This window comes from Salinimonas marina (assembly GCF_015644725.1).
Taxonomy (GTDB): domain Bacteria; phylum Pseudomonadota; class Gammaproteobacteria; order Enterobacterales; family Alteromonadaceae; genus Alteromonas.
Window position 1 is genome coordinate 3118192 of the sequence record NZ_CP064795.1, and the last position, 21367, is coordinate 3139558.

13 protein-coding genes and 4 pseudogenes are annotated in these 21367 nt (G+C 49.7%); 3 read left to right on the forward strand and 14 right to left on the reverse strand.

Annotated elements, in window-relative coordinates; all coding sequences use genetic code 11:
• Positions 1 to 3 precede the first annotated feature (3 nt).
• The 10 genes and pseudogenes from IT774_RS13985 to phoB form a co-directional block, all read right to left on the reverse strand.
• Positions 4 to 411, reverse strand: a complete 408-nt coding sequence (locus tag IT774_RS13985) for an ExbD/TolR family protein (RefSeq protein ID WP_195810308.1) — start codon at positions 409 to 411, stop codon at positions 4 to 6.
• Positions 412 to 434: 23 nt separating this feature from the next.
• Positions 435 to 961, reverse strand: a pseudogene (locus IT774_RS13990) (MotA/TolQ/ExbB proton channel family protein).
• A gap of 3 nt (positions 962 to 964) precedes the next feature.
• Positions 965 to 2329: a MotA/TolQ/ExbB proton channel family protein gene (locus tag IT774_RS13995; RefSeq protein ID WP_195810309.1), complete on the reverse strand. Its 1365-nt coding sequence runs from the start codon at positions 2327 to 2329 to the stop codon at positions 965 to 967.
• Positions 2330 to 2342: 13 nt separating this feature from the next.
• Positions 2343 to 3101 (reverse strand): DUF3450 domain-containing protein, encoded by a 759-nt coding sequence (locus IT774_RS14000; protein WP_195810310.1) that lies wholly within the window; start codon positions 3099 to 3101, stop codon positions 2343 to 2345.
• A 183-nt stretch (positions 3102 to 3284) separates the two neighbouring features.
• On the reverse strand, positions 3285 to 5534 hold the full coding sequence (locus IT774_RS14005) for a TonB-dependent receptor domain-containing protein (protein ID WP_232365001.1): 2250 nt from the start codon (positions 5532 to 5534) through the stop codon (positions 3285 to 3287).
• Positions 5531 to 6037: a TonB-dependent receptor plug domain-containing protein gene (locus tag IT774_RS17545; RefSeq protein ID WP_232365002.1), complete on the reverse strand. Its 507-nt coding sequence runs from the start codon at positions 6035 to 6037 to the stop codon at positions 5531 to 5533. Before IT774_RS17545 ends, IT774_RS14005 begins: the two co-directional genes overlap by 4 nt.
• Before the next feature lie 99 nt (positions 6038 to 6136).
• The gene (locus IT774_RS14010; protein WP_195810311.1) at positions 6137 to 7588 is read right to left on the reverse strand and encodes a hypothetical protein; all 1452 of its coding nucleotides are present in this window, start codon (positions 7586 to 7588) and stop codon (positions 6137 to 6139) included.
• Between the two features lie 194 nt (positions 7589 to 7782).
• Positions 7783 to 8798 (reverse strand): annotated as a pseudogene (locus IT774_RS14015) (PstS family phosphate ABC transporter substrate-binding protein).
• A complete protein-coding gene (phoR, locus tag IT774_RS14020) occupies positions 8795 to 10093 on the reverse strand; it encodes a phosphate regulon sensor histidine kinase PhoR (protein WP_195810312.1) in 1299 nt (432 codons plus the stop codon). The pseudogene IT774_RS14015 and the gene phoR overlap by 4 nt, the downstream one beginning before the upstream one ends.
• Before the next feature lie 82 nt (positions 10094 to 10175).
• Complete coding sequence (phoB, locus tag IT774_RS14025) at positions 10176 to 10862, reverse strand: phosphate regulon transcriptional regulator PhoB (RefSeq protein WP_195810313.1); 687 nt, start codon at positions 10860 to 10862, stop codon at positions 10176 to 10178.
• A gap of 246 nt (positions 10863 to 11108) precedes the next feature.
• Here phoB and IT774_RS14030 point away from each other — a divergent pair.
• Both IT774_RS14030 and rdgC read left to right on the forward strand, forming a co-directional pair.
• Positions 11109 to 12808 (forward strand): annotated as a pseudogene (locus tag IT774_RS14030) (ATP-binding protein).
• Between the two features lie 99 nt (positions 12809 to 12907).
• Positions 12908 to 13816 (forward strand): recombination-associated protein RdgC, encoded by a 909-nt coding sequence (rdgC, locus tag IT774_RS14035; RefSeq protein ID WP_195810314.1) that lies wholly within the window; start codon positions 12908 to 12910, stop codon positions 13814 to 13816.
• A 40-nt stretch (positions 13817 to 13856) separates the two neighbouring features.
• On the opposite strand, the pseudogene IT774_RS14040 reads toward rdgC, so the two are convergent.
• Together IT774_RS14040 and IT774_RS14045 are read right to left on the reverse strand one after the other, a co-directional pair.
• Positions 13857 to 15916, reverse strand: a pseudogene (locus IT774_RS14040) (TonB-dependent siderophore receptor).
• Between the two features lie 1320 nt (positions 15917 to 17236).
• Positions 17237 to 18073: an HDOD domain-containing protein gene (locus IT774_RS14045; RefSeq protein ID WP_195810315.1), complete on the reverse strand. Its 837-nt coding sequence runs from the start codon at positions 18071 to 18073 to the stop codon at positions 17237 to 17239.
• 312 nt (positions 18074 to 18385) lie between these two features.
• Between IT774_RS14045 and IT774_RS14050 the strand changes: the two genes are divergently transcribed.
• Positions 18386 to 20089, forward strand: coding sequence for a dipeptidyl-peptidase 3 family protein (locus tag IT774_RS14050; RefSeq protein ID WP_195810316.1), 1704 nt, complete (start codon positions 18386 to 18388; stop codon positions 20087 to 20089).
• A 50-nt stretch (positions 20090 to 20139) separates the two neighbouring features.
• Here IT774_RS14050 and IT774_RS14055 read toward each other — a convergent pair whose 3' ends face one another.
• Positions 20140 to 20520, reverse strand: coding sequence for a histidine triad nucleotide-binding protein (locus IT774_RS14055; RefSeq protein WP_195810317.1), 381 nt, complete (start codon positions 20518 to 20520; stop codon positions 20140 to 20142).
• 46 nt (positions 20521 to 20566) lie between these two features.
• The gene (locus IT774_RS14060; RefSeq protein WP_195810318.1) at positions 20567 to 21367 is read right to left on the reverse strand and encodes an undecaprenyl-diphosphate phosphatase; all 801 of its coding nucleotides are present in this window, start codon (positions 21365 to 21367) and stop codon (positions 20567 to 20569) included.

Genomic DNA, 21367 nt, shown 5'->3' on the forward strand with positions numbered 1-21367 from the left:
TGCTTATTGCTCTTTTGCTGCAATGGACACATCGTAGACACCTGCGGCGCGCGAGGCATCCATAACTTTGATCAGCGTTTCAGTGGTAGCCTTGTTATCTGCCTGAATCACCACGGTGCCCTGGGGGTTTTCGGCCTGCAAACGTTCGATATTTGCCTGCACCGCACGGGCATCTACCTGCCGCTTATTGATCCAGATTTCGTTTTCGGCGGAAATCGCAATCAGCACACTGGCCCGATCCTTTTTCACTGCTGTGGACGCTTCAGGACGATTTACATCAATTCCTGCTTCCTTTACGAACGACGCCGTCACAATGAAAAATATAAGCATAATAAATACAACGTCCAGCATCGGTGTCATATCGATTTGGGCTTCTTCTTCGTCCACCAGATTTTGAAAATGCTGCTTCATAGTTTAACCCTTTGCTTAACGCCCTAACCGGCATTACGTTCAATAATAATTGCATCCTCAAGATGCGTGCGTTCCGATTTGACTTTACGGTTGAGCCAGGTCGAGGCAAATACGCCAGACAAGGCGCCCACCATCCCGGCCATGGTTGGGATGGTTGCTTTAGATACCCCCCAGCCATTGAGCGTGCATTGCCCGAACCTGAAATCGCCATAACATCAAAGACTTCGATCATGCCCGTTACCGTTCCCAACAAACCTAATAAGGGACACAGAGCAACCAACGCCTGAATAACCGGAATACTGCCGGTCAACTCGATGGATAACGCCGAAATCTTTTTCTGTCGAATCTGTTCGGCATTCCAGGAAGAGCGTTCACGGCGACTTTGCCATGCTTTGATCGCTGCTTTCTTTTTACCCTTATGCCAAATCAGGATGTACATCGCCCGCTCGAGGATCAAAAGCCACATAACGAAGATCAGCAGGCCGATGAGCAGAAGAACCTGCCCACCTGTCTCTGTAAAATCGCGAATTGCTTCAAGAAACTCGGTCATGGTTTAGCTCCGCTCAGCGCGCTCGGCGATTACACCTGCCGCTTGTTCCTGCAGGATATAAACAATGTTTTTGCTTCGTGTATTTAACAGGGCGTACAGCAAGGTCATTGGAATGGCTACCACCAGGCCTAATACCGTGGTCACCAGTGCCGTGGAAATACCGCCGGCCATCAGTTTCGGGTCCCCGGTTCCAAACAAAGTGATCGCCTGGAAGGTGTTTATCATCCCGGTAACCGTGCCTAACAGACCCATCAGCGGCGCGACTACGGAGATAATCTTGATGATGGTCAGGTTGCGGCTCAGTTTGGGCACTTCGCCTAAAATCGCCTCAGTCAGATGCAGCTCTAATGCTTCGGTATCACAGTTCGGGTACTTATCGCGCACCATCAACACCCGACCCAGCGGGTTGCCCTTTTTAAGCTTTTTGCGCTTCAGCTGGCGTTTCACTTTGTTGTGTATGATTGATAAGGAAACCAGACGCTCCAGGGCCAGCAATAAGCCGATGACACCCACGATTAAAATCACATAGCCGACTTCGCCACCTTGTTCCACCCGCTCTTTCAATGTTGGCGCCTGTACCAACAAGCCCAGAATAGAACCGCCTGTGGGGTCCAGCCCGAACTCCACCAGCTCACCATCAGAGGCTTGCAGTTCCGCCGCAGAATCCTGATAGCGGCCCGCAGGCTGACGAACCAGCTCGGCCACCGTACCGGTAATGCCGTTGTAATCTAGGTATTTTCCATCTGAGATAAGCGCAAAAGGACCTACCCGCACCACATCTTTGGTGACTTTTTCGCCACCGGCTTCCACCACACTGGTTTCAAACTTTTCTACGTCGCCGGACTCGGTCATCTCGCGCTGCATTTCAAACCAGACCCGCTCAATTTCTTCAATCGAGGCAAGTTTTGAGCTTTTACCCATTTCCTGAGCCATGGTGTCCAGAAATTCTGAACGGCCGGGAATTTGTGCAGAAATCACGGAATTCTGAAATTTACTTTTGGTATCGCCTGCCACTTGCTGCAATACCCCAAACAGCTCTTTTAACGAGCCCATGCGGTTATCAAGAGCGCCATTTAAATCCGCCAGTTTGAATTCATTTTCTTCAAACTGAGTTTCCAGTGATTCAGATTGTTGCAACAATGCGTCGCGACGTTCACGGGCTTGTTCGAGGATCTGGTCCTGTTGCGCCCGCTTTTGCATAAACTCTTGTTCACGCTGCTGATTTTGTTCTGACTGGGCAAACTGTCCCTGCTCAAGTTGTTTCAGCAAGGCATCCAGATTCACGGCGTTATCGTCCTGGGCAAAGGCAGAAACACTCAGGCTGACAGCAGCCAGACCAACCGCCCATTTTTTCATTTGTTTAAACATGGTCATTTACCTCTTAGTCTGTAATGGCTACTGGCAGCATTAACATATCGGGCGCAAGTTGCTTTTTAGCCATGCGCAAACCTTTGGTGATCTGGGTGCGATAACTGCCACTCAGCCTTTCCCACTGACCCGTTTTTTTGTTCCACGCGCCCTGGCTACTGCCATCGCGGGTTTGATAAATCAGCGCCGTTCGACCTAAACGTAAAAACTCCACATCCCGTTCCTGACCATTGATGGTGTGCATGCCGTTATACGCTTCCATCGTGCGGCCATATTCCATTTCCACCTGATAGGCTTCCATTACCCGGCGAAATTTTTCCGACGCGGCGACATCAGAGCGCCCCATCAGTTCTTTTAAACCTGCTACGCGCTTAGCACGTTCTTCAGGCAAAAACGGCACGTCCAGCTCGATAAACTGTTCCAGTCCGTCAATCATACGAATCATCAGCGGCGTGATTTGGCGTTCAATAACGGAAACTTCATCGATAGATTCGTTCAGGTCCTGCATTTCCTGTTGCTGATTTTCAATCTGTTTGCGCAATTGGTCGTTATAAACTTGCAGACCATCAACTTCTTTATTCAGGGTTTTAAACTGCTGAAGTTTGTTGTCGATTTGATCGGTAATCTGATTGATTTTTTCCTGGGACTGAGCGGCTGACTCATTGATTTTAGCCGCCTCGTCTACTACGGGTTTTAAGACGTCATCGTCTTGGGCCATGGCGGGGAATGCCACGATGGCACTTGCCAGTAGCAAGGAGTTAAAAAGCTTCATACATTCAAACCTTTTTGTTGAAACATCATCGGCAACAGCCGACCTTAAAAACTGCGCATAGTTTAGACGTAGATTGTGACAGTTTAATGACTCTGTGAGTCACAACGGTAAGGGCAAGATGAAACCAAAAGAGCCGCAGGACGCGGCTCTCAGAGAGGTTTGTGCAGATAAACCGGGCGCAGGTTAAAAGTTATAGCTGTAACTTAAACCGATTTCCATACCTCGTTCTTCACGCAACAAATCAAGCCCTTCCTGGGTGATTTGTTTTTCTTCGTTCAACAGGTTTTTAAGGCTCAGCTTAATCTGGGTGTTGAAGTCCGGATAGTACGAATAATTGAAGTCTACCGAGTGAAAGGTTTGCTCTTCAGCGTCCTGGTTACCCCGGGTGCCCGGCACAATTATGCGCGGACCAAACGCATTGTATACCAGGGTGGCAGAATGCTCGCCATTGGGAGAGTCATAGCCCATTTGCAGATTTAACACCCATTCGGAGTGGCCCACCAGCCGGCGTTCATTATTGGTGACAATGTTCGAGGCACTGGTAGCATTTAGCGCATCCAGCAGCTGTTCTTCAAACAAGCTGGTGACCCCGTCATCGGCCGCGCCAATCACCACATTAGAATCGGACATGGTGACGTTGCCGGTGACAAAGAAATCGACCAGGTCCTTATCGATAATGCTTAAGTCCTGTAAAAACTCGACTTCCATGCCGTACAACTCTCCCGACTCTCCATTAGCGGTAAGCAGGTTTGGCGCGGCGCCTCCTACTGTACCCAGCTCCACCAGCTCAATAGGGTTTTCAATGTCTTTATAAAACAGCGCTGCCGACAGGTTATTACCCGCTTCACGATACCATTCCCAGCGAAAGTCCACATTGGTGAGCTTAGAGCTTTTCAGCAAGGGTGACCCCCGTACCAAAAACTCGGTCAATGGATCGATAAAGAACGTGGTGCTGACATCGCGCAGGTCGGGGCGAATGGCCGACTCGCTAACATTCAGACGAAATTGCATTTCCTCATCCATAATGTAAGTCAGCGCCAGCGAAGGAAAAAAGTCATCTTCCATAAACGCCAGATCGGCCGCTTCCTCGGTGGTCACCGCAAAGCTGTTGGCATGAGCTTCAAACGGCACCGATATCTGACGAAAATCTTCATAACGAACCCCGCCGGAAAGCCGCCAGGTGTTGTCAATAAACGCATCTGCCATTAAATAATACGCGTCGATTTTGGTGCCGGCGGCGTATTCATCGCCATCGGCCATATTGGATTGTAAAATACCCGCCCCGGTGCTGCTGGCATAAAATTCGTCACTGGCCAATGCATCCGAACTAAAGATTTCGTCAATTTGATCACCCACCAGCGCATCATCGGCGATGGCCCGATGTGGCACCTGGATAGTGATATTTTCGGCTTTACGGGCCTTTTCAAAAAAGTCGGCGCCGGCTTTTATTTCTAACTCTACACCATCGATATTGATAGGGTAGCCGGCATTCCAACCCCAGGTATCCGACACATCACGCAGACTTTGATATTGGCGACTGACATTGGTGGCCGACACATCCTGCAATTGCTGCGATAAAAACTCGCCGTCCTGCTGGGTGATCTGGTAAGTCGCCGAGACGCCGCCCGGCGCCTGACGGTTTGCCCGGCTGGTGCCGGCGTACCAGTCAAAGTACAAAAAATTCAGCTCAGGAAAGTTATGCGTGCCTTCAATTTGGCTTGAGGTCATGCGACGTTCTTCAAACAACATATCGACCCGTTGTAATTCACGGACCCCGAATACCGTTTCATTTACATCCACAAAATCACGCACACGAACCCGATCGTTCATATCATGCAAAATGACATTGGTCAGTTCCAGACGATGGTTGCTGTTGTATTCATAACCCACATTGAACATGCCGCTCCAGCTGACGCTTTGCTCGGTTTCGACCCCATCAAAGGATTGGGCAAAGCATTTCGCGCCGGCGGTTTTTTCGTCCGGTAAATCTGAGCAGCCGACGGTGCCTAAGTTGGTGCCTGACTGCTCCTCGCCCACACTCCATTCATTGGCATAGGAGATGCTGGATAAAAAACCAATTTCCCCATAGTCAGTGACAAACCGGTCACCCAGGGTGGCGCCAATATCAAATGCCGGGTCCACCTCTTTGGCATCCGGGCCGATATCCCAGAACATAGAGCCTAGCATTTGCTGGCGCTGAGCCAGCGTGAGCGGATAGGTGCCGGAACCTTCGATGCCGTCATCCGCCTGAGCCTGATCCAGATTATTCTGGATCACCGAAGACAGGGCCCGGGTTCCATCGTCACGGCCGGTCCAGTCATCACCGCCGCCGCTATAGAAAAAACCCTCAGTTGAGTTGTTGGTATTGTAGTCCACTCCACCAGAGACTTTGAAAACAAACTCAGAAGGGATGGATTTGGTGCGAATATTCACACTTCCGCCCCGAAGTGCGCGGGCATATCGGGTGAAAATGACTTTTGCACATTCAGACTTTCGATAATATCAGCCGGAAATAAATCCAGTGGTACCACAGAGCGTGTGGGGTCCGGGCTGGGCACGCCCATGCCATTAAGCTGGGTGCTGGAATAGCGCTCTCCAAGACCACGGACATAGATAAATTTGCCGTCCACCAGGGTCAGGCCAGTGACTCGCTTGAGGGCGGCAGCCGCATCGCCGTCACCGGTACGTGAAATTTGATCGGCACCCAGGATGTCGGCCACAAATGCCTGATTCTGGCGTTCTTGTAAGACCGCAGAAGCGGTGCCTTTTAAACGGGTGCCAGTAGCGACGACCTCTTCAATGGCCTGCTGTTCATCAGCCTGCCCGCTGTCCTGTGCATGGGTCGGCAAAGACGTAATGGCGCCGGCGAACAACGCCATAGACACCGCTACACATAAGGTTGATTTGGCTGGCACTGAACGGTTTTTATGATTCATCTAACACACTCCATGAGGGCTGTAACTGAAATGCTGCGTTGCTAATAACTTAGGCGCCGAGCAGGCGCCTAAGTCTCAGTATCTTAAGCAATACACTACTCAATTAAGGCCCACAGTAACCCAGCCGGCAGTCCAGTCATCGGACGCATCCATGGCACCAATAAAGGTGGTGGCTTCAAAATAGCTGTTCTGAGCAGACATATCGGCTGCGCCTTCCAGTAATACCGAACCTGCGGCCGGCTGATAGCCGTTTGCGGCCAGACCCAGACCATCCTGTGCGACCACCTGATTACCGGCTTGCGCTTCAAACCAGCTTTGGGTGAAGCCCGGGCTACTCTCGTCATCACTGAAGTTGTTGCCTTCGGCGCACGCCACGATCGAGTTGGTCATGGTCAAATCGCCATTATCCGCATTTGCCTGAGACTCTGTGCCATTAATACGCAGGCAGTTGCTATAGGCATCGGGGCCGGTGATCACAAAGTTTGCCAACAAGCCGGCGGTACCTGCACGCAGACGCACGCCGTTGGCATCGTCAGCACCAATAATGGTGACATTAGCGATGGTAGGATTGGTCTGTGGCGTAGCCGCGGCATCAAACTCGCTGTTGTCAGATTCAAAGGCATTGTCACCGTCGGCCGCATCCTGTTTGATCAGCACATACTGAGCATTACCGGTCCAGCCGAATGACCAGTCAAACGAGTCATCACCATTAGCGGTTAATACCACGTGCTTTACATTGACAGTACCACCGAAAAACTCGATACCATCATCCAGATTCTGATGCACCTGAATATAGTCAACCTCAGTGCCCGAGCCCACGCCGGCAAAGCTAATTCCGTTGAGCTCATCACCATTTCCCAGGGTACGGCCGGCGTTTTTAACCACCACGTAATTGAGCACGCCCGAATTATCTTCCGGCAGATTGCCGCCAAACTGGCCAGCATCGCCTTCTGCCGACACCCCACAATTGTTCAGCTCATCGTCGGTGGTTTCGCCCACCTGATCGCCACAGGAGTTGGCCGGCGCGCGTCCCAGTATCACCAGACCGCCCCATTGGCCAATGGCTGTTTCCTGACCGGTGACATCCTGTACCGAGGTCATAATGATAGGCGCCTCGGCAGTCCCGTTAGCCATGATTTGTGAACCACGGCGTACCACCAAAAAGTCTTCACCGGCCTGACCAATAAGGGTTGTTCCTGCTTCGATGGTTAACACCGCAGAATTCTCATTATCGCCGCCCACCGCGGTCCGCCCATTCAATACCCAATGTGCATCGGCGCTTAACGTCACATTCTCGTTGAATTGTGTATTAGCGCTTAGTTGATACACCGGCTTATCAGCAATTTCTGGAAAATCAGCAGATACATCAGTGGCCAGACCCGCTTCAATTAAGGCGTTATCACTGCCATCACCCGGGGCTGGGTCTGGGGTGGTATCGGCTCCGGTCTGGTTGGTGACATCACCTTCATTGATATTAATATCGCCGCCACAACCTGCCAGTACCAAGGCACCGGCTACCGCTGAGATTTTAAAAAATTGCTTGATAGCCATTTGTTTCTCCACAAGGACAATTACGTTCAATTAAGACCTGTGGAAGCCTATATAATTATGATGACACTTTCGTTACATCTGATTAGTGTCATAAAAGTTTTATATTTGGATTTGAAGGGCGGTAAACCAACAAAGCTTAAAACAGCCGGCGCAGCAGAAACTATTAAAAAGAAGAACTTAGCGAAAGGCAGGGATTATCTGAGGGCGCAACCTAATAAACGCCGCTGATCCAGCAAAGCCTTCGTGCCCACCGGAAAATAGCCATCACGTTCGACCTGCCGCTGTCCCTGGGACGATAACACATAGCATAAGAACTCCTGCTCCAATACTGGTAAGGGTTTATCCGGTGCTTTATTGACCATCAGATACAAATATCGTGTGAATGGATAGGTTTCATCACTGACACTGTCGGTAGTCAGTTCAATGAACGAGCCCGCATCGGGTCCCACGGGTACTGCGCGCACCCCGGCGGTCTGGTATCCATAGGCCGCATAACCAATGCCCGCCGCATTGGCGGCCACCGACATCACCACCGAGGCCGAGCTTGGCTGCTCGTTAACCACCGGTCGGAAATCCCCGTCGCATAAAGCCATACCCTTAAACATACTGTATGTGCCTGACACCGAATTACGGCCAAACAGCCGGATAGAGGAGCGCCTGCCCTCAACTTCGGGCAGCAATTGTTGCCAATGGGTCAAGGTCGCAGGTGCGCCACAAAAGCGGGTCTGGGAAAACAGCGCATCCACCTGTGCCAGGGTCAGTCCCGGCAATGGATTTTGCCGTTGCACAAAAATGGCGATGGCATCCATGGCCACTTTTAATACGGTGGGGGATATCCGTGCCGATGCACAAATTCACGAACTTCGCTGGGCTTCAACGCCCGGCTCATGGGGCCGATGGTGGCGGTACCTTCGGTGAGCGCCGGCGGCGCGGTGGACGAGCCTGAAGCCTGAAGCTGAAATTTTACCTGTGGATAGAGTGTCTTAAACTCCTGGGACCAAAACGCCATGACATTGGCCAGGGTATCCGAACCTACGGAGGTAATATTGCCCGCAACGCCTGGCTGACGTTCGTATTCTGGCAGCGCCTGAGCCATTGCCGGCGCCGGTAACAGCACCGCCAGCGCGGTTAGCCACAGCCCCAGCCCTGACTTCTGGTAAGTCGCAATGCCATGCGAGGTTAATCCGAACCAGCCTTTTAGATACTTCATGAGGCAGCCAGCAACTCGCGGTTTAGTACAAAGGCAAATTGGCTTCCCTGATTCACCACGCTGCTGATCTCCAGTTGAGAGTTATGATGACTTAATACATGCTTAACAATCGACAGGCCCAGTCCTGAGCCGCCGGTTTTGCGTGAACGGGCTTTATCCACCCGATAAAAACGCTCGGTCAGACGGGCAAGATGAGCCTGGGAAATTCCCTCACCATTGTCGGCCACACAAAAGCGTACGCCTTCTGCCGTTTGCTGCCAATATACATCAATCACGCCGCCTGGCGGGGTATAATGGACGGCGTTAAATACCAGGTTCGAGCAGGCGCTGCGTAACTCTGTTTCCACCCCGTACACTTTAAGACCGTCGGTTACATGAAAGGTAATGGTGTGACCTTTGTCTTTGTTGAGTGCCTGCGCTTCGCGCTCAAGCTGCTGCAGCATCACCGGCATATCCACCACATGCTCGTAAATGCGCTCAGAACTGGCTTCTATTCGCGATAACACCAGCAAGTCCTCGATTAAATTTTGCATTCGCTGAGTCTGGGCAGTCATTTCGTTGAAGGCCTTGGCCATCATCGGGTTTTCCTGGCTATCCACCGGCAAAAATTCAAGATAACCGGTAATGACCGTCAATGGCGTGCGCAGCTCATGGGACACATTAGCCACAAAATCTTTACGCATCGCCTCCAGCTGTGAAATCCGGGTGATATCACGGGCAATCAGCAACAAATGCTCCTCACCATACGGCATGATGCGATATTCGAAGGTTTTATTAGGATTGGTCGGCGATGGCACTTCAATGGGATGATCAAAGTTATCGGCATGAAAATATTCAATAAACGCAGGATGCCGAATCAGGTTGTCCAGTCGGCGGCCAGCATCACTGGGCCATTTCAACCCCAGGTCAAGGCGGGCCAGACGATTACACCAGATGATACAGGCATTGGCATCCACCACCACCGCGGCATCAGGAAGCGCCTCTGAACCTTCCCGAAAACGCTTTATCAAGCCACTGAGCTCTTTACGCTTGGTGCGATTACGCCGCTGCAGATGATAAATTCCCTCATAAATGTGTTCCCAGACGCCGGTTACGGTTGGGGGTGACATTTTGCGGCTGTGCCAAAGCCAGCGATTCAGTTTATACAGATGCCAGTAGTTGGTAGCCAGCAGCATGACCACACCTAATAGCAGCAGTACCCACAAAGCATCCACATACCATCCCACCAGCGCAAAACTGAAGAAATACAGCACCAGTTTTAAACAGCTCTTCAGCCAGGAAAACGGATAATACATGGTGTGGCAATAAACTCCTGCAACCAACAGATAACGACCGGAAGCGACCTCATCTTCCGGAAACTTTGATGATGTTAAATGATTACTTTACTGAAAATCGGTAACCTGCCCCACGCACCGTCTGAATCATGGCATCGTGATGGTGTTTGGAAATAGCTTTGCGTAAACGGCGAATATGCACATCCACCGTGCGATCTTCCACATACACATTGGTGCCCCAGACCTTATCTAACAGCACTTCACGGCTATAGACCCGCTCTGGATGTGACATGAAAAAATGCAACAGTTTAAATTCTGTAGGCCCCAGATCCACCGGTTCCTCATTAGCCGTAACCCGGTGCGCCACCGGCTCCAGCGTCAGACCATTAATTTCGATCGGCGTTTCGTTTGAAGTTGGAGTCACCCGGCGCATTACTGCTTTGATACGAGCGATCAATTCTTTTGGTGAAAATGGCTTGGTGATGTAATCATCCGCGCCGGCATCCAGCCCGCGAATCTTATCGTCTTCTTCGCCGCGAGCGGTAAGCATTATAACCGGGATTTCTCGGGTAAACTCATGCTGCTTCAGGCTTTTGGCCAGCTGCACCCCACTTCCGCCAGGCAGCATCCAGTCCAGTAAAATCAGGTCCGGATACGGTTCACAGATTTTTTCTTTGGCAATATCGTAGTCTTCAGCCTCGATTACCGAAAAGCCGGCCTGGTCTAAAACCAGCTTTAGCATTTCGCGAATGGGGGCTTCATCTTCTACCACTAACACTGTTCGGGACATCGAGGGGATCCTGCTCATAATTTAACGCCGCCATTATTCATAGTTTGTATGACATTTTTATTAAACACATTCCAGATTGTGTCAAGCTACCGGCAACCTGTAATCAAGCAGCTTACCGCAAACCTACTTGTTTCAACATGCTTTTGCACCTATTCTGGATTTTATAAAAAAATTGAATAAAAAAACGGATTTGCCTTGTCCAAAACGCCTGTTAAAACGGGACTCTCCAGAAAATTACTGACCCGTGTGTTATCGGTGTATTTCATTCTCACCGTGGTGGTAACCGCTGGTCAGATTTTTACCGAATACCTGAGCACCAAACAGCACATTGAAGGTGAACTCCAGACCCTAAGGACGACCTTCTCCACCAGCCTGACCCGCGCGATATGGGAGTTGAACATCCCGCAGGCGATGTCGATTGCCGAAGGACTGATTCAGCTGCCTATCGTCGAAGGCATACAGATCCGTGATGAAACCGGCGAATATATAGCTGATTTGGGTAATACCGCCGAACGCCTGGGATCGCCGATCGAAAGCAGCAGACAGGAAGACCATCACGGCGGGGTTTTCAGCTACAGTTTTCCACTTGTTTTTGAATTTTCAGGGCGGGCGTCGTACGTGGGCGATGTCACCCTGTATTCCAGCTTCGACATCATATTCAGCCGGATTGAAGTAGGCATCTTCTTTTTGATTGGTAATGCCATCGTAAAAACCACCTTTTTGGTATTTTTATTTATGACCGCCTTTCGCCAGTTGCTGTCTCAGCCTATGGCCGAGATTACCGAGCAAATGAGCGCGTTTGATGCTGAGCATCCGCAACAATCAAAAATTGCCATGTCGGTAGACGACAACGAACTACGCCAATTACAGCAATCGTATAATCAGGTTATTGACGACTTAATCGGCTCGCAGAATAAACTGCGGGGCACCCAACAAAAACTGCAGCAGGCTTATCGACAGCTGGATGAACAAAATCTGCAGCTGGAACAGGAAGTGGCCAGGAAAACAGCTTCTTTGTCGCAGATTATGCTCGATCTTGAGCAGCAAAAGGATGAGCTAATCGCCAATCAGCGAAAACTGCGGCAGGAAAATGAACAGCGTAAGCGGGTTGAAAAAGAGCTGCGTGAACGAAATGCCGAGCTGGCGCACTCGATGGAAATGGTGAATCACACCCGGGATCAGCTGGTGGAGTCTGAACGGATGGCGTCTTTGGGCGGCCTGGTGGCTGGCATCACCCACGATGTGAACCCCCCTCTGGGCACCAGCGTCACCGCGGCCGGGGTGTTACAGGATCGTCTGGAAACCCTTACCGGCCAATATCAGCAACAAAGCATCACCCAACCCCAGATGCAAAGCTTTTTAGAAGATGCCAGCCAAATCACCCGGCTACTGCAGACCAATCTGCAGCGCGCCCGCAATCTTATTGCCAGCTTTAAACAGGTTTCGGTCGATCAGACCAGCGAAGCCGAACGCACCTTCAATCTCAAAACCTATCTGGATGAAATTGTGCAGACCCTGGCCCCACACTTTAACGCTTCAACCCACACCATCACCATCGATTGTCCTGAAGCACTGGAGATTCACTGTGCTCCCGGGGTCATTGCTCAGCTGCTGACCAATATGATTGAGAATTCATTGCTTCATGGTTTTGAGTCTTCTCAGCCCGGTACGATTTCGCTCACGGTAAACCTTGAAAACAAGCAGATTTCTATGGTCTATCAGGATGATGGCAAAGGGGTAAGCCCTGATGATTTAGCCCGCTTATTTGATGCCTTTTTTACGACCCGTCAGCATTTGGGGGCAGCGGTCTGGGCACCCATATTATGTACAACCTGGTCACACAGTCGTTGCAGGGTACCATCAGCGCCAGCAGTAATCCGGGTCAGGGACTGCGTTATGACATCGTTTTTCCCCAGTTTCAGCATACCGCCACAGGCCAGGCCTAACCCCCCATTCAGGAAGATAAAATAGCGCTAAAGTTCGTTGCGCCAACGCACGGTGGTTGGTACGCTTGCCGCCCGTACTGAACAATGAAGAATCTGGCAATGTGGTTTAAAAATATAAAAGCCTATCAACTTACTCAACCGTTATCGTTAGATGACGATGACTTGCAAAGTGCATTAAGTGAATTCAGTTTTCGCCCTTGTGGCAGCCAGGACCTTAACACCATGGGGTTTGTTCCGCCGTTGTCGGCCGCGGGCGAAAGCACAATGATGTTTCATCAGGTCCAGCAGCGTTACTGGATCACCTTAAAAAAGCAGGAACGTATTTTACCCGCAACGGTTATCAATAGTGAACTGGCTGAAAAAGTCGCGCAGATTGAAGCCGAAACCGGCTCGCCGGTAAACAAAAAAGCCCAGGCCGATCTTAAACAGGAAATCATTACCCGTTTGTTGCCTCAGGCCTTTACCAAAAACAGCTACACCCACGGCTTTATTTCTATCCCTGACAAGATGGTGGTGGTGGATAGCTCATCGGATGGTAAAGCAGAAGCCTTTCTGGCGATGGTGCGTAAAGCAATTGAATCCTTACCGGTAGTGCCGATGGCACGTCGCAGTCTGCAAAGCGAGTTAACCCACTGGCTGACTGATGGAGCGCCTGATCAGATTGAGTTACTGGAAGAAGCCGAGCTTAAATCCACTGATGATTTAGAAAGCGTCATCCGCTGCAAAAATCAGCCGCTGGACAGTGAGGAAATTGAGCTTCATCTTAGCTCTGGCAAGCTGGTACAAAAAATTGGATTTGCCTGGCAGGAATCATTAAGCGCGGTGATTGCCGAAGATGGCTCGTTTAAGCGAGTCAAATTTACCGATCGGGTAAAAGAAGAAACCGACGATATTCCTAAAGATCAGGTTCATGCCCGTCTGGATGCAGAGTTTGCGCTGATGTCAGCCGAGCTGTGTCAGTTTCTCGATTACATGCGTACCACGCTTAAACTTACTGACGACCACTAAAACACCAACCGTGCCGGTCTCCGGCACGGTTTCAGGCGGTTTAGAAGCGTTTTTGTACCCCCACCTCCACGCGACGCTGCGCGCCATACCAACAATTATTGGTATCGTAACAGGCCCCTACATATTCTTTGTCTGCCACATTACTGACACTGCCGGTCAGCCGAACATCATACTTTGGAATATCGTACGCCAGCACCATATCCACCACTGTGTAGGAAGGCACCACATCACTGTTGTATTTATCCGCCTGCTGCTCTCCGGTATAACGAAGCCCTGCGCCCAGCATCAGCCCACTTAGCGTGTCACTGAAAAAGTAATTGGCCCACAGCGACGCGCTTTGTTCTGCTACCCATACCGGTGTTTTTCCCACGACCGCCGGATCTAACGGATCTTCGGTTACTGCCATATCCAGGTAGGTTGCACTGGCCTGCAGCACCAGCGAGTCGGTAAGCGCAGTGTTAAGCTCCAGCTCAAGCCCCTTAGACTCTACCTCGCCATTTTGGGTCCTGGAAATAAAATCCGGGCTGTTCACCACCACATTTTCCTTGGTCAGGACAAAATAAGCGCCGGTGAATGTGGTCCCACCATCCTGACTTTGATACTTGGTGCCCGCCTCGATTTGCTGGGCCGTGGTAGGTTTAAACCCCTCCCCGGTTTGTGAATCAAACCCCACCACCGGTTCAAAAGACTCTGAGAAATTAGCATAAATCCGCCAGCCAGACTCAAAGGTGTACATGGCCGCCGCCCGCCCGGAAAACTCATTCTGGTCAATCTCGGCGGTACTCCCATAAGCTGAGGTGTTATAAATATTGCTAACTTCATCTGTGCTGTCGTAGTGATCAAACCGGCCGTTTAACAGCAAGGTAAAATTGCCAACCTGCATTTCATCCTGCAGATAGACCCCTAGCTGACGGATATCAATGGCATGATCTTCCTGATAGAAATCCAGCGGCAGTTGCTCAGGCTCAAACAGATTGTTATCGATATTGCTCAAATCAAGGGTGGGTGTCTCATTACCTAACGTATCACGGTAGGCGACCGTGGAATCCGAGCTCTGATAGTCCACTCCCAGTAATAAATTATGCACAATATCAGCGGTCACCACACGGCCTGCCAGTTGTGTATCTACCGTAATGCCATCTATTGCTTCATCGGTTGAATACGCTGAACGCAGTAACGTGATGCCGTCTTCAGCCAGCGCATTGTGATAGGTATTTTGTTGCTGCGCATCAGCATCGGTATAACGAAATTTCTGTAGCACAGACCAGTTTTCGTTGATTTGGTGATGTAGTTTGTAGCCCAGCATCAGCACTTCCCGCGAGAAACTATTCCAGTTTTCATCACCGGCATAGGCTGATGGCGTGATCTTGCCATAGGCCGTCTCATACAAAGTTCCCACCCCCGGTAATGGGGTCGAAGGCACCATTTGCGGATCATCCTGATAATAGGCTGAGAAGGTAAGCTCAGTAGCATCACTAAGATCCATCGTGATAGAAGGCGCGAACGTATAGCGTTCGGTTTCCGTGGTATCCTGATAGCCGTCCCGTGAACGCCCTAACGCCACTACCCGATAATGGGTATCTTCAGTGAGCGTACCAGCGGTATCCAGCCCCAACTCAAGCAGGCCATCAGACCCTACCATCGCCCGCACCAAAGAGGCATTATCATCGGTAGGAAACTTTGCCACCTGATTAACCATGCCGCCCGGAGGTACCAGACCATAAAGCGATGACGCCGGCCCTTTTAAAATTTCCAGCGCCTCGGTGGCAAATGCATCCACCTGCGGATACAGGTTCCAGCTATTGTTGGTCAGCAAGGGCAAACCATCGTAAAATGTTTGATACGTGGTGAAACCACGAATCGTAAACTGATCAAAAATAGTAATTGTAGGACGACTTTCTGTGGTCACCCCGGAGGTGTAACGAAGCGCTTTGTTAACCGAGTCGGCCTGACGAAGTTGCAGCAACTGCTGATCAATAACACTGATACTGACCGGTGCATCAATGGGTCTGAGCGAAGACTTAGTAGCCGTGCTGCGATACGCCTGCAAGGGTTTATCTCAATATGCTCGAGCTCATCGTCATCTGCGGTTTGCGCCATAAGCGCACCAGATATTGTACTTAAAGAGAATAAAGCCAGCGCCGGGCGCATCCAGACACATGAGTGCGTTTTCATGCAGGGTCCTTTCGATAGATAAAAAGCGAGTAAATCGCCAGATATGTAAATGATAATAATTATCATTTAGTTTTACACATCCCGATGCTCCCGTAAAGACACAGGTAGCTGCAAACTTTTCACAGGTGCGTACTTCAGCGCGCACTTCAGGGCACATAAAGCGTGGCTAAAGAAGCGCAACAGAGGGCATAGTAGCGAGCGTAGCAGCGGGCACCACAGAAGGACTGGGTTGGATATCAGGCTAATTACAAAGGCTATTGCAATCGATTTCAGAGCGGCGCTTGCCACATAGGAATTTGGTTGCATCAACAGTGTGTGTTTACAGATATGCGCGTTTCTTTGCCCTGCCATATGCCATATGGCATCTGCACTACACCAGGCTAGTTAATTACTTATCAAGTTGTCATGTTACCGGCTGGCTCATATGAGTGGGACCCCCACCAAAGTGCGCGGTTGGTACGTGCCGGTTAATCTTCAGACTCGCTTTTACATCTGAATGGATTACTTACGTTTGGATTGGTTTTTCTTTACCGCCATGATGCCGGCAATAAAAATAATAAAAATAATAAAAATGATAAGACCTGCGGTAAGCAGAATATCTATGATCTCGCTCATTGTTTTTCCCTGATGCTATACAAAAGTCAATTGCTATTGATACATGCCTCAATAAGAAAAAGACTAAGCCAGAGATTGGTTCGCGATTGGCATGACCGGACAGATATTTTACGCGGGGGTATTTTTATAATCGCGTTGTTGGCACCACGTTATTATGGCCGCGTTATTATCGCCTTGGTATCTGAGTCCCGATACCTGAGGCCCGATCTCTGAGCTCTGGGCACATTTTGCGGTGCCGGCGTGGCGCACACCATTTTTTAGCCTGACATGCTTTAACCATTAGCAACTCTGAACAATTTCGAAGACATAGTCCGTTGCAAAACCGGGTCTGATGGGCTTATCCCAAGGCGATACCCTGCTGCACGGAGGTAGGTTTTTGGAGGGAGCCCGGCTACCGGGGCTGATGTTGATGATGTTAAACCGCACTAGCAGGCTGTTTGTGACCACAAGTAGCGGCCCCAGTCATGGTGGCATCAATACGCATAGTTGCGAGCAGGTAAGTTCAGGCGCAGGCTTTTTTGAGTGCAATAAAACATGATTTAAATGACGGGCTCAATACACAAACCCGCCTTATAAGCGGGTTTGTGTATCAGTCATATTATTTACGCAACTGCTTTTAAGTAAATGCTTTTAAACAAAAATTTGTTTACCACTTTCACGGGCTGCTTTAAAGTCTTCTGAGTCCAGATCAGCCATATCCCGAATCGCACCGCGTTGCATCGCCAGATTCAAGACCGCATCTTTCTGAGTATCCATGCGGCCGGCCAGGGCGGCGCCAATGCGGACAAAGTCGATGTAACTGACTTTTTTCGGAATAAACGCCAAATCGTTCCAGTGTTCGGTGATATCTATAAAGCTTTGGTCAAAATCCCAAACTTTCATGATGTTAGCACCAATACGCCCCGAAACCTTGTCAATGGCATCATCCAGGAAGGTGGGGTTAGCAAACACTTCTTCATGACGCTCGGCTTCGGTCAGGATAGGCAGCACACCAATGTTATGCACCAGGGCGCTTAGCGTCATAGTATCCAGGCTTAGATCTCGATTTTTTGTCGCTTTGGTGTACATTTGCATGGCCGCCATGGCATTCGCCACCACGTCGATGGTTTTGTTCCATTCGCGGTTTATGTATTGTCCTACCAGGTCATTTCTTGAAACAAACAGCTGCTCCATAGCCAGGGCGGTAGAAATATTTTTAATCTGAAGCAATCCAATCCGCGTTACGGCCTGGTTGATGGAGGTCACTTTAACCACCCGGCCCAGATAAGCACTGTTTGAAATTTTTATAATCCGTGCTGTTAACGAAGGGTCTTTGCCAATTACATCGCCCATTTCGTTTAGATTGATATCAGGATTATCCGCTGCTTTACGAACCTTCAACGCAATTGCGGGTAAGGTGGGTAACACCAATGTGTCGTTATTTATTTTTTCTACCAGAATCGTAAGCAGTGCATTTTGTGTAGACATAGACCTACCTTTCTCATTATTAGTAATAGCCAACGGCTGACAAATTTTTCTAAGGCCATTGCAGCAAAATTATCGTCTGATCAGTCCTTTAAAATGGCTAAATGGCCATTGCTCAGAAGCTGTGTAAAATATATCAGTGAAATGAAAGATAAGCACCCTCACTTCGCTATTTTTCATGAGGTTATTCAAATTACCCCACCTATGGCGCAAACCAGCAGGGTTCGATATGCTATCGGCCATGATGATGCCAAACTTCAATAAATAAGTTTGCGAACGCTTTGTCGATAACCAAAACAAGAAAAGAAGATAACTATGCCAAAATTTGCAATTAAACCGTTGACCGTGGCAATAACCGCAGCCGTGTTTGCACTTTCGGGCTGTTCCAAAGCCCCAACCTCCGCAAATAATAGCCAGGGTCAGGCGTCCGGGCAAGAACAACAGCAAGCGCAACAAAATACCCAGTTACTGGTCGATGAGCAGCGCTTATCCATCTACCACCCCGTCGAGCTTAATGCCGATCTTAGTCACCTGAGTAACAATCAGAAGCAAATGATTGCCAAGCTTATCGATGCTTCGAAAATTATGGATGCTTTGTTCTGGCAGCAAGCCTTTGACGAAAAGCAAAAAACCTTTATGGATAGTCTGAGCCGAGGTGAGGTGAAACATTTTGCCAACATCAACTATGGTCCGTGGGATCGGCTTAATGGGGATGCCGCCTTTTTATCTGGCTATGACAGCAAACCGGCTGGCGCCCAGTTTTATCCGGCCGACATGACCAAAGAAGAATTTGAGCAGGCCGATTTTGAAGATAAAGATGGTCTTTATTCGCTGGTACGCCGGGACGACAACGGCAAGCTGTATACCGTACCTTATTCACAAGCCTACAAAAAAGAGCTTACCGAAGCGTCTAACCTGCTGCTTGAGGCAGCCAAGCTGGCAGAAGATAAGAGCTTTGCCAACTACCTGAACCTGCGCGCCGAAGCATTGTTAAATGATGACTACCTGGCGTCAGATATGGCCTGGATGGATATGAAATCAAATGCGGTAGAGCTGGTATTGGGTCCTATCGAGACCTATGAAGATCAGCTGTTTGGCTACCGTGCGGCCTTTGAGTCTTATGTTTTGATCAAAGATAAGCAGTGGAGCGATAAACTGGCCAAGTTTGCTCAGTTTTTACCCGAGTTGCAAAAAGGCTTACCGGTGGCTGACAAGTATAAAGCCGAAATGCCGGGTTCTGATGCGGATTTGAATGCCTATGATGTGGTGTATTATGCAGGGCATTCCAATGCCGGAAGCAAAACGATTGCCATCAACTTACCCAACGATGAACAGGTACAGCTAGAGAAAGGCACCCGCCGCCTGCAGCTTAAAAACGCAATGCAGGCCAAGTTTGAACATATCCTCAAACCTATTTCAGATGAACTGATTGTGCCGGAACAGCGCGAGCACATTACCTTCGATGCGTTTTTTGCCAATACCATGTTTCATGAAGTGGCCCATGGCCTGGGTATCAAGAACACCATCAATGATAAAGGTACGGTTCGCGGCGCGCTAAAAGAGCACGCCTCGGCGCTGGAAGAAGGTAAAGCCGATATTCTTGGCTTGTATATGATTCAAAGCCTGTTAGAAAAAGGCGAAATCCCCGAAGGAACATTAGAAGATTATTATGTCACCTTTATGGCCGGCATCTTTCGTTCGGTTCGGTTTGGTGCCTCCAGTGCCCATGGTAAAGCCAATATGATTCGGTTTAACTTTTTTGCCGAAAAAGGCGCTTTTGAAAAAACCGATGACGGCATGTATCGGGTCAATATGGATAAAATGGGCGATGCCGTGAAAGCCTTGTCGCAGGTTATCTTAACCTATCAGGGCGACGGCGATTATCAGGGCGTAAGCCAGTTGGTGGAAAAGATGGGCGTTATCAAACCCGAGTTGGCTAAAGATCTGGCGAAACTGGAAAAAGCCAATATTCCGGTAGACATTCATTTTGAACAAGGCAAAGAGGTGCTGGGGTTATAACCCAGGCTCTCGCGCATTAAAAAGGGAAGCTTCGGCTTCCCTTTTTGGTTTTAACCTGTGATGTTATTCCAGGTTTTTTGGCTTGTCGGTGTAAGGGGCCACCCCAGCAACTTCCCACCTAACACATGCAAATGAATGTGGTAGACACTCTGGCCTCCAAATTCGTTGCAGTTCATCACGGTCCGATAGCCTTCCTGGTCAATACCCATTTCTTTTGCCACTTTGGCGGCCACCATGGTTAAATGCCCCACCACCTCGCGGTCGGCTTCGCTGATGTCATTTATCGTGGCAATAGGCTTTTTGGGAATCACCAGAAAATGGACCGGCGCCTGGGGATTAATATCATTAAATGCCAGACACAGATCGTCTTCGTGGACAATATCAGCTGGGATTTCACGATTTAAAATTTTGGTAAAAATAGTCTCAGACACAGCGAGCTCCTTTCACAAAGAACAATAAGTTAGACTCAATACTGTATCAGGCAAACACAAACCACAACAGTACTGCGCCTAATCCCAGCCGATAAAGCACAAACGGCAGCATACCGATACGGGCAATGAAGCTTAGAAACAGGAAAATACACAGATACGCACTGACAAATGAAAAGGCCGCCCCGTACATCAGTGCACTCCAGTCTACCGACTCGTTAGACGCCACCAGTTCGGTGGTGGCCAGGGCACCGGCGCCTAAAATAACCGGAATCGATAGCAAAAATGAAAAACGGGCCGCACTTTCGCGCTCAAACCCCAGCATCAGGGCCGCGGTCATGGTAATACCAGAGCGTGATGTCCCCGGGATCAGCGCCATGGCCTGAGCCAGGCCAATAATCACCGTATCTTTTAAGGTCAGCGCTGTCAGGCTTTTGCGGTGCTGGGCGGCGCGGTCGGCGTACCACAGCAACAAACCAAAGATAATCGTGGTACAGGCAATCACCAGGGCGGTGCGAGCATTGAGCTCTATCCAGTCTTTAAACATAAAGCCGGCAATCACCGCCGGAATCGTGCCTATGGCGACAAACCAGGCCAGTTTGCTGTCCTGGGTCTGATTGGAGGAAAAGCCATGGTGAAGCCACGCCACCACCATATTGCTGATGTCGTGTCGAAAATAAATAATCACCGCCAACAGGCTACCTACATGCACCGCTACATCAAACGCCAGACCCTGGCTGACCCAGCCTAACAATTCTGCCGGTAAAATTAAGTGAGCAGAACTGCTGATGGGTAAAAACTCGGTAACACCCTGAACAATTGCCAGAATAATAATTTCAAAAAGCGTCAT

Bases quoted from the DNA above. Each gene is read 5' to 3' on its own strand.
- IT774_RS13985 (WP_195810308.1), bottom strand. From the start codon at position 411: ATGAAGCAGCATTTTCAAAATCTGGTGGACGAAGAAGAAGCCCAAATC.
- IT774_RS13995 (WP_195810309.1), bottom strand. From the start codon at position 2,329: ATGTTTAAACAAATGAAAAAATGGGCGGTTGGTCTGGCTGCTGTCAGC.
- IT774_RS14000 (WP_195810310.1), bottom strand. From the start codon at position 3,101: ATGAAGCTTTTTAACTCCTTGCTACTGGCAAGTGCCATCGTGGCATTC.
- IT774_RS17545 (WP_232365002.1), bottom strand. From the start codon at position 6,037: ATGAATCATAAAAACCGTTCAGTGCCAGCCAAATCAACCTTATGTGTA.
- IT774_RS14010 (WP_195810311.1), bottom strand. From the start codon at position 7,588: ATGGCTATCAAGCAATTTTTTAAAATCTCAGCGGTAGCCGGTGCCTTG.
- phoR (WP_195810312.1), bottom strand. From the start codon at position 10,093: ATGTATTATCCGTTTTCCTGGCTGAAGAGCTGTTTAAAACTGGTGCTG.
- phoB (WP_195810313.1), bottom strand. From the start codon at position 10,862: ATGTCCCGAACAGTGTTAGTGGTAGAAGATGAAGCCCCCATTCGCGAA.
- rdgC (WP_195810314.1), top strand. From the start codon at position 12,908: ATGTGGTTTAAAAATATAAAAGCCTATCAACTTACTCAACCGTTATCG.
- IT774_RS14045 (WP_195810315.1), bottom strand. From the start codon at position 18,073: ATGTCTACACAAAATGCACTGCTTACGATTCTGGTAGAAAAAATAAAT.
- IT774_RS14050 (WP_195810316.1), top strand. From the start codon at position 18,386: ATGCCAAAATTTGCAATTAAACCGTTGACCGTGGCAATAACCGCAGCC.
- IT774_RS14060 (WP_195810318.1), bottom strand. From the start codon at position 21,367: ATGACGCTTTTTGAAATTATTATTCTGGCAATTGTTCAGGGTGTTACC.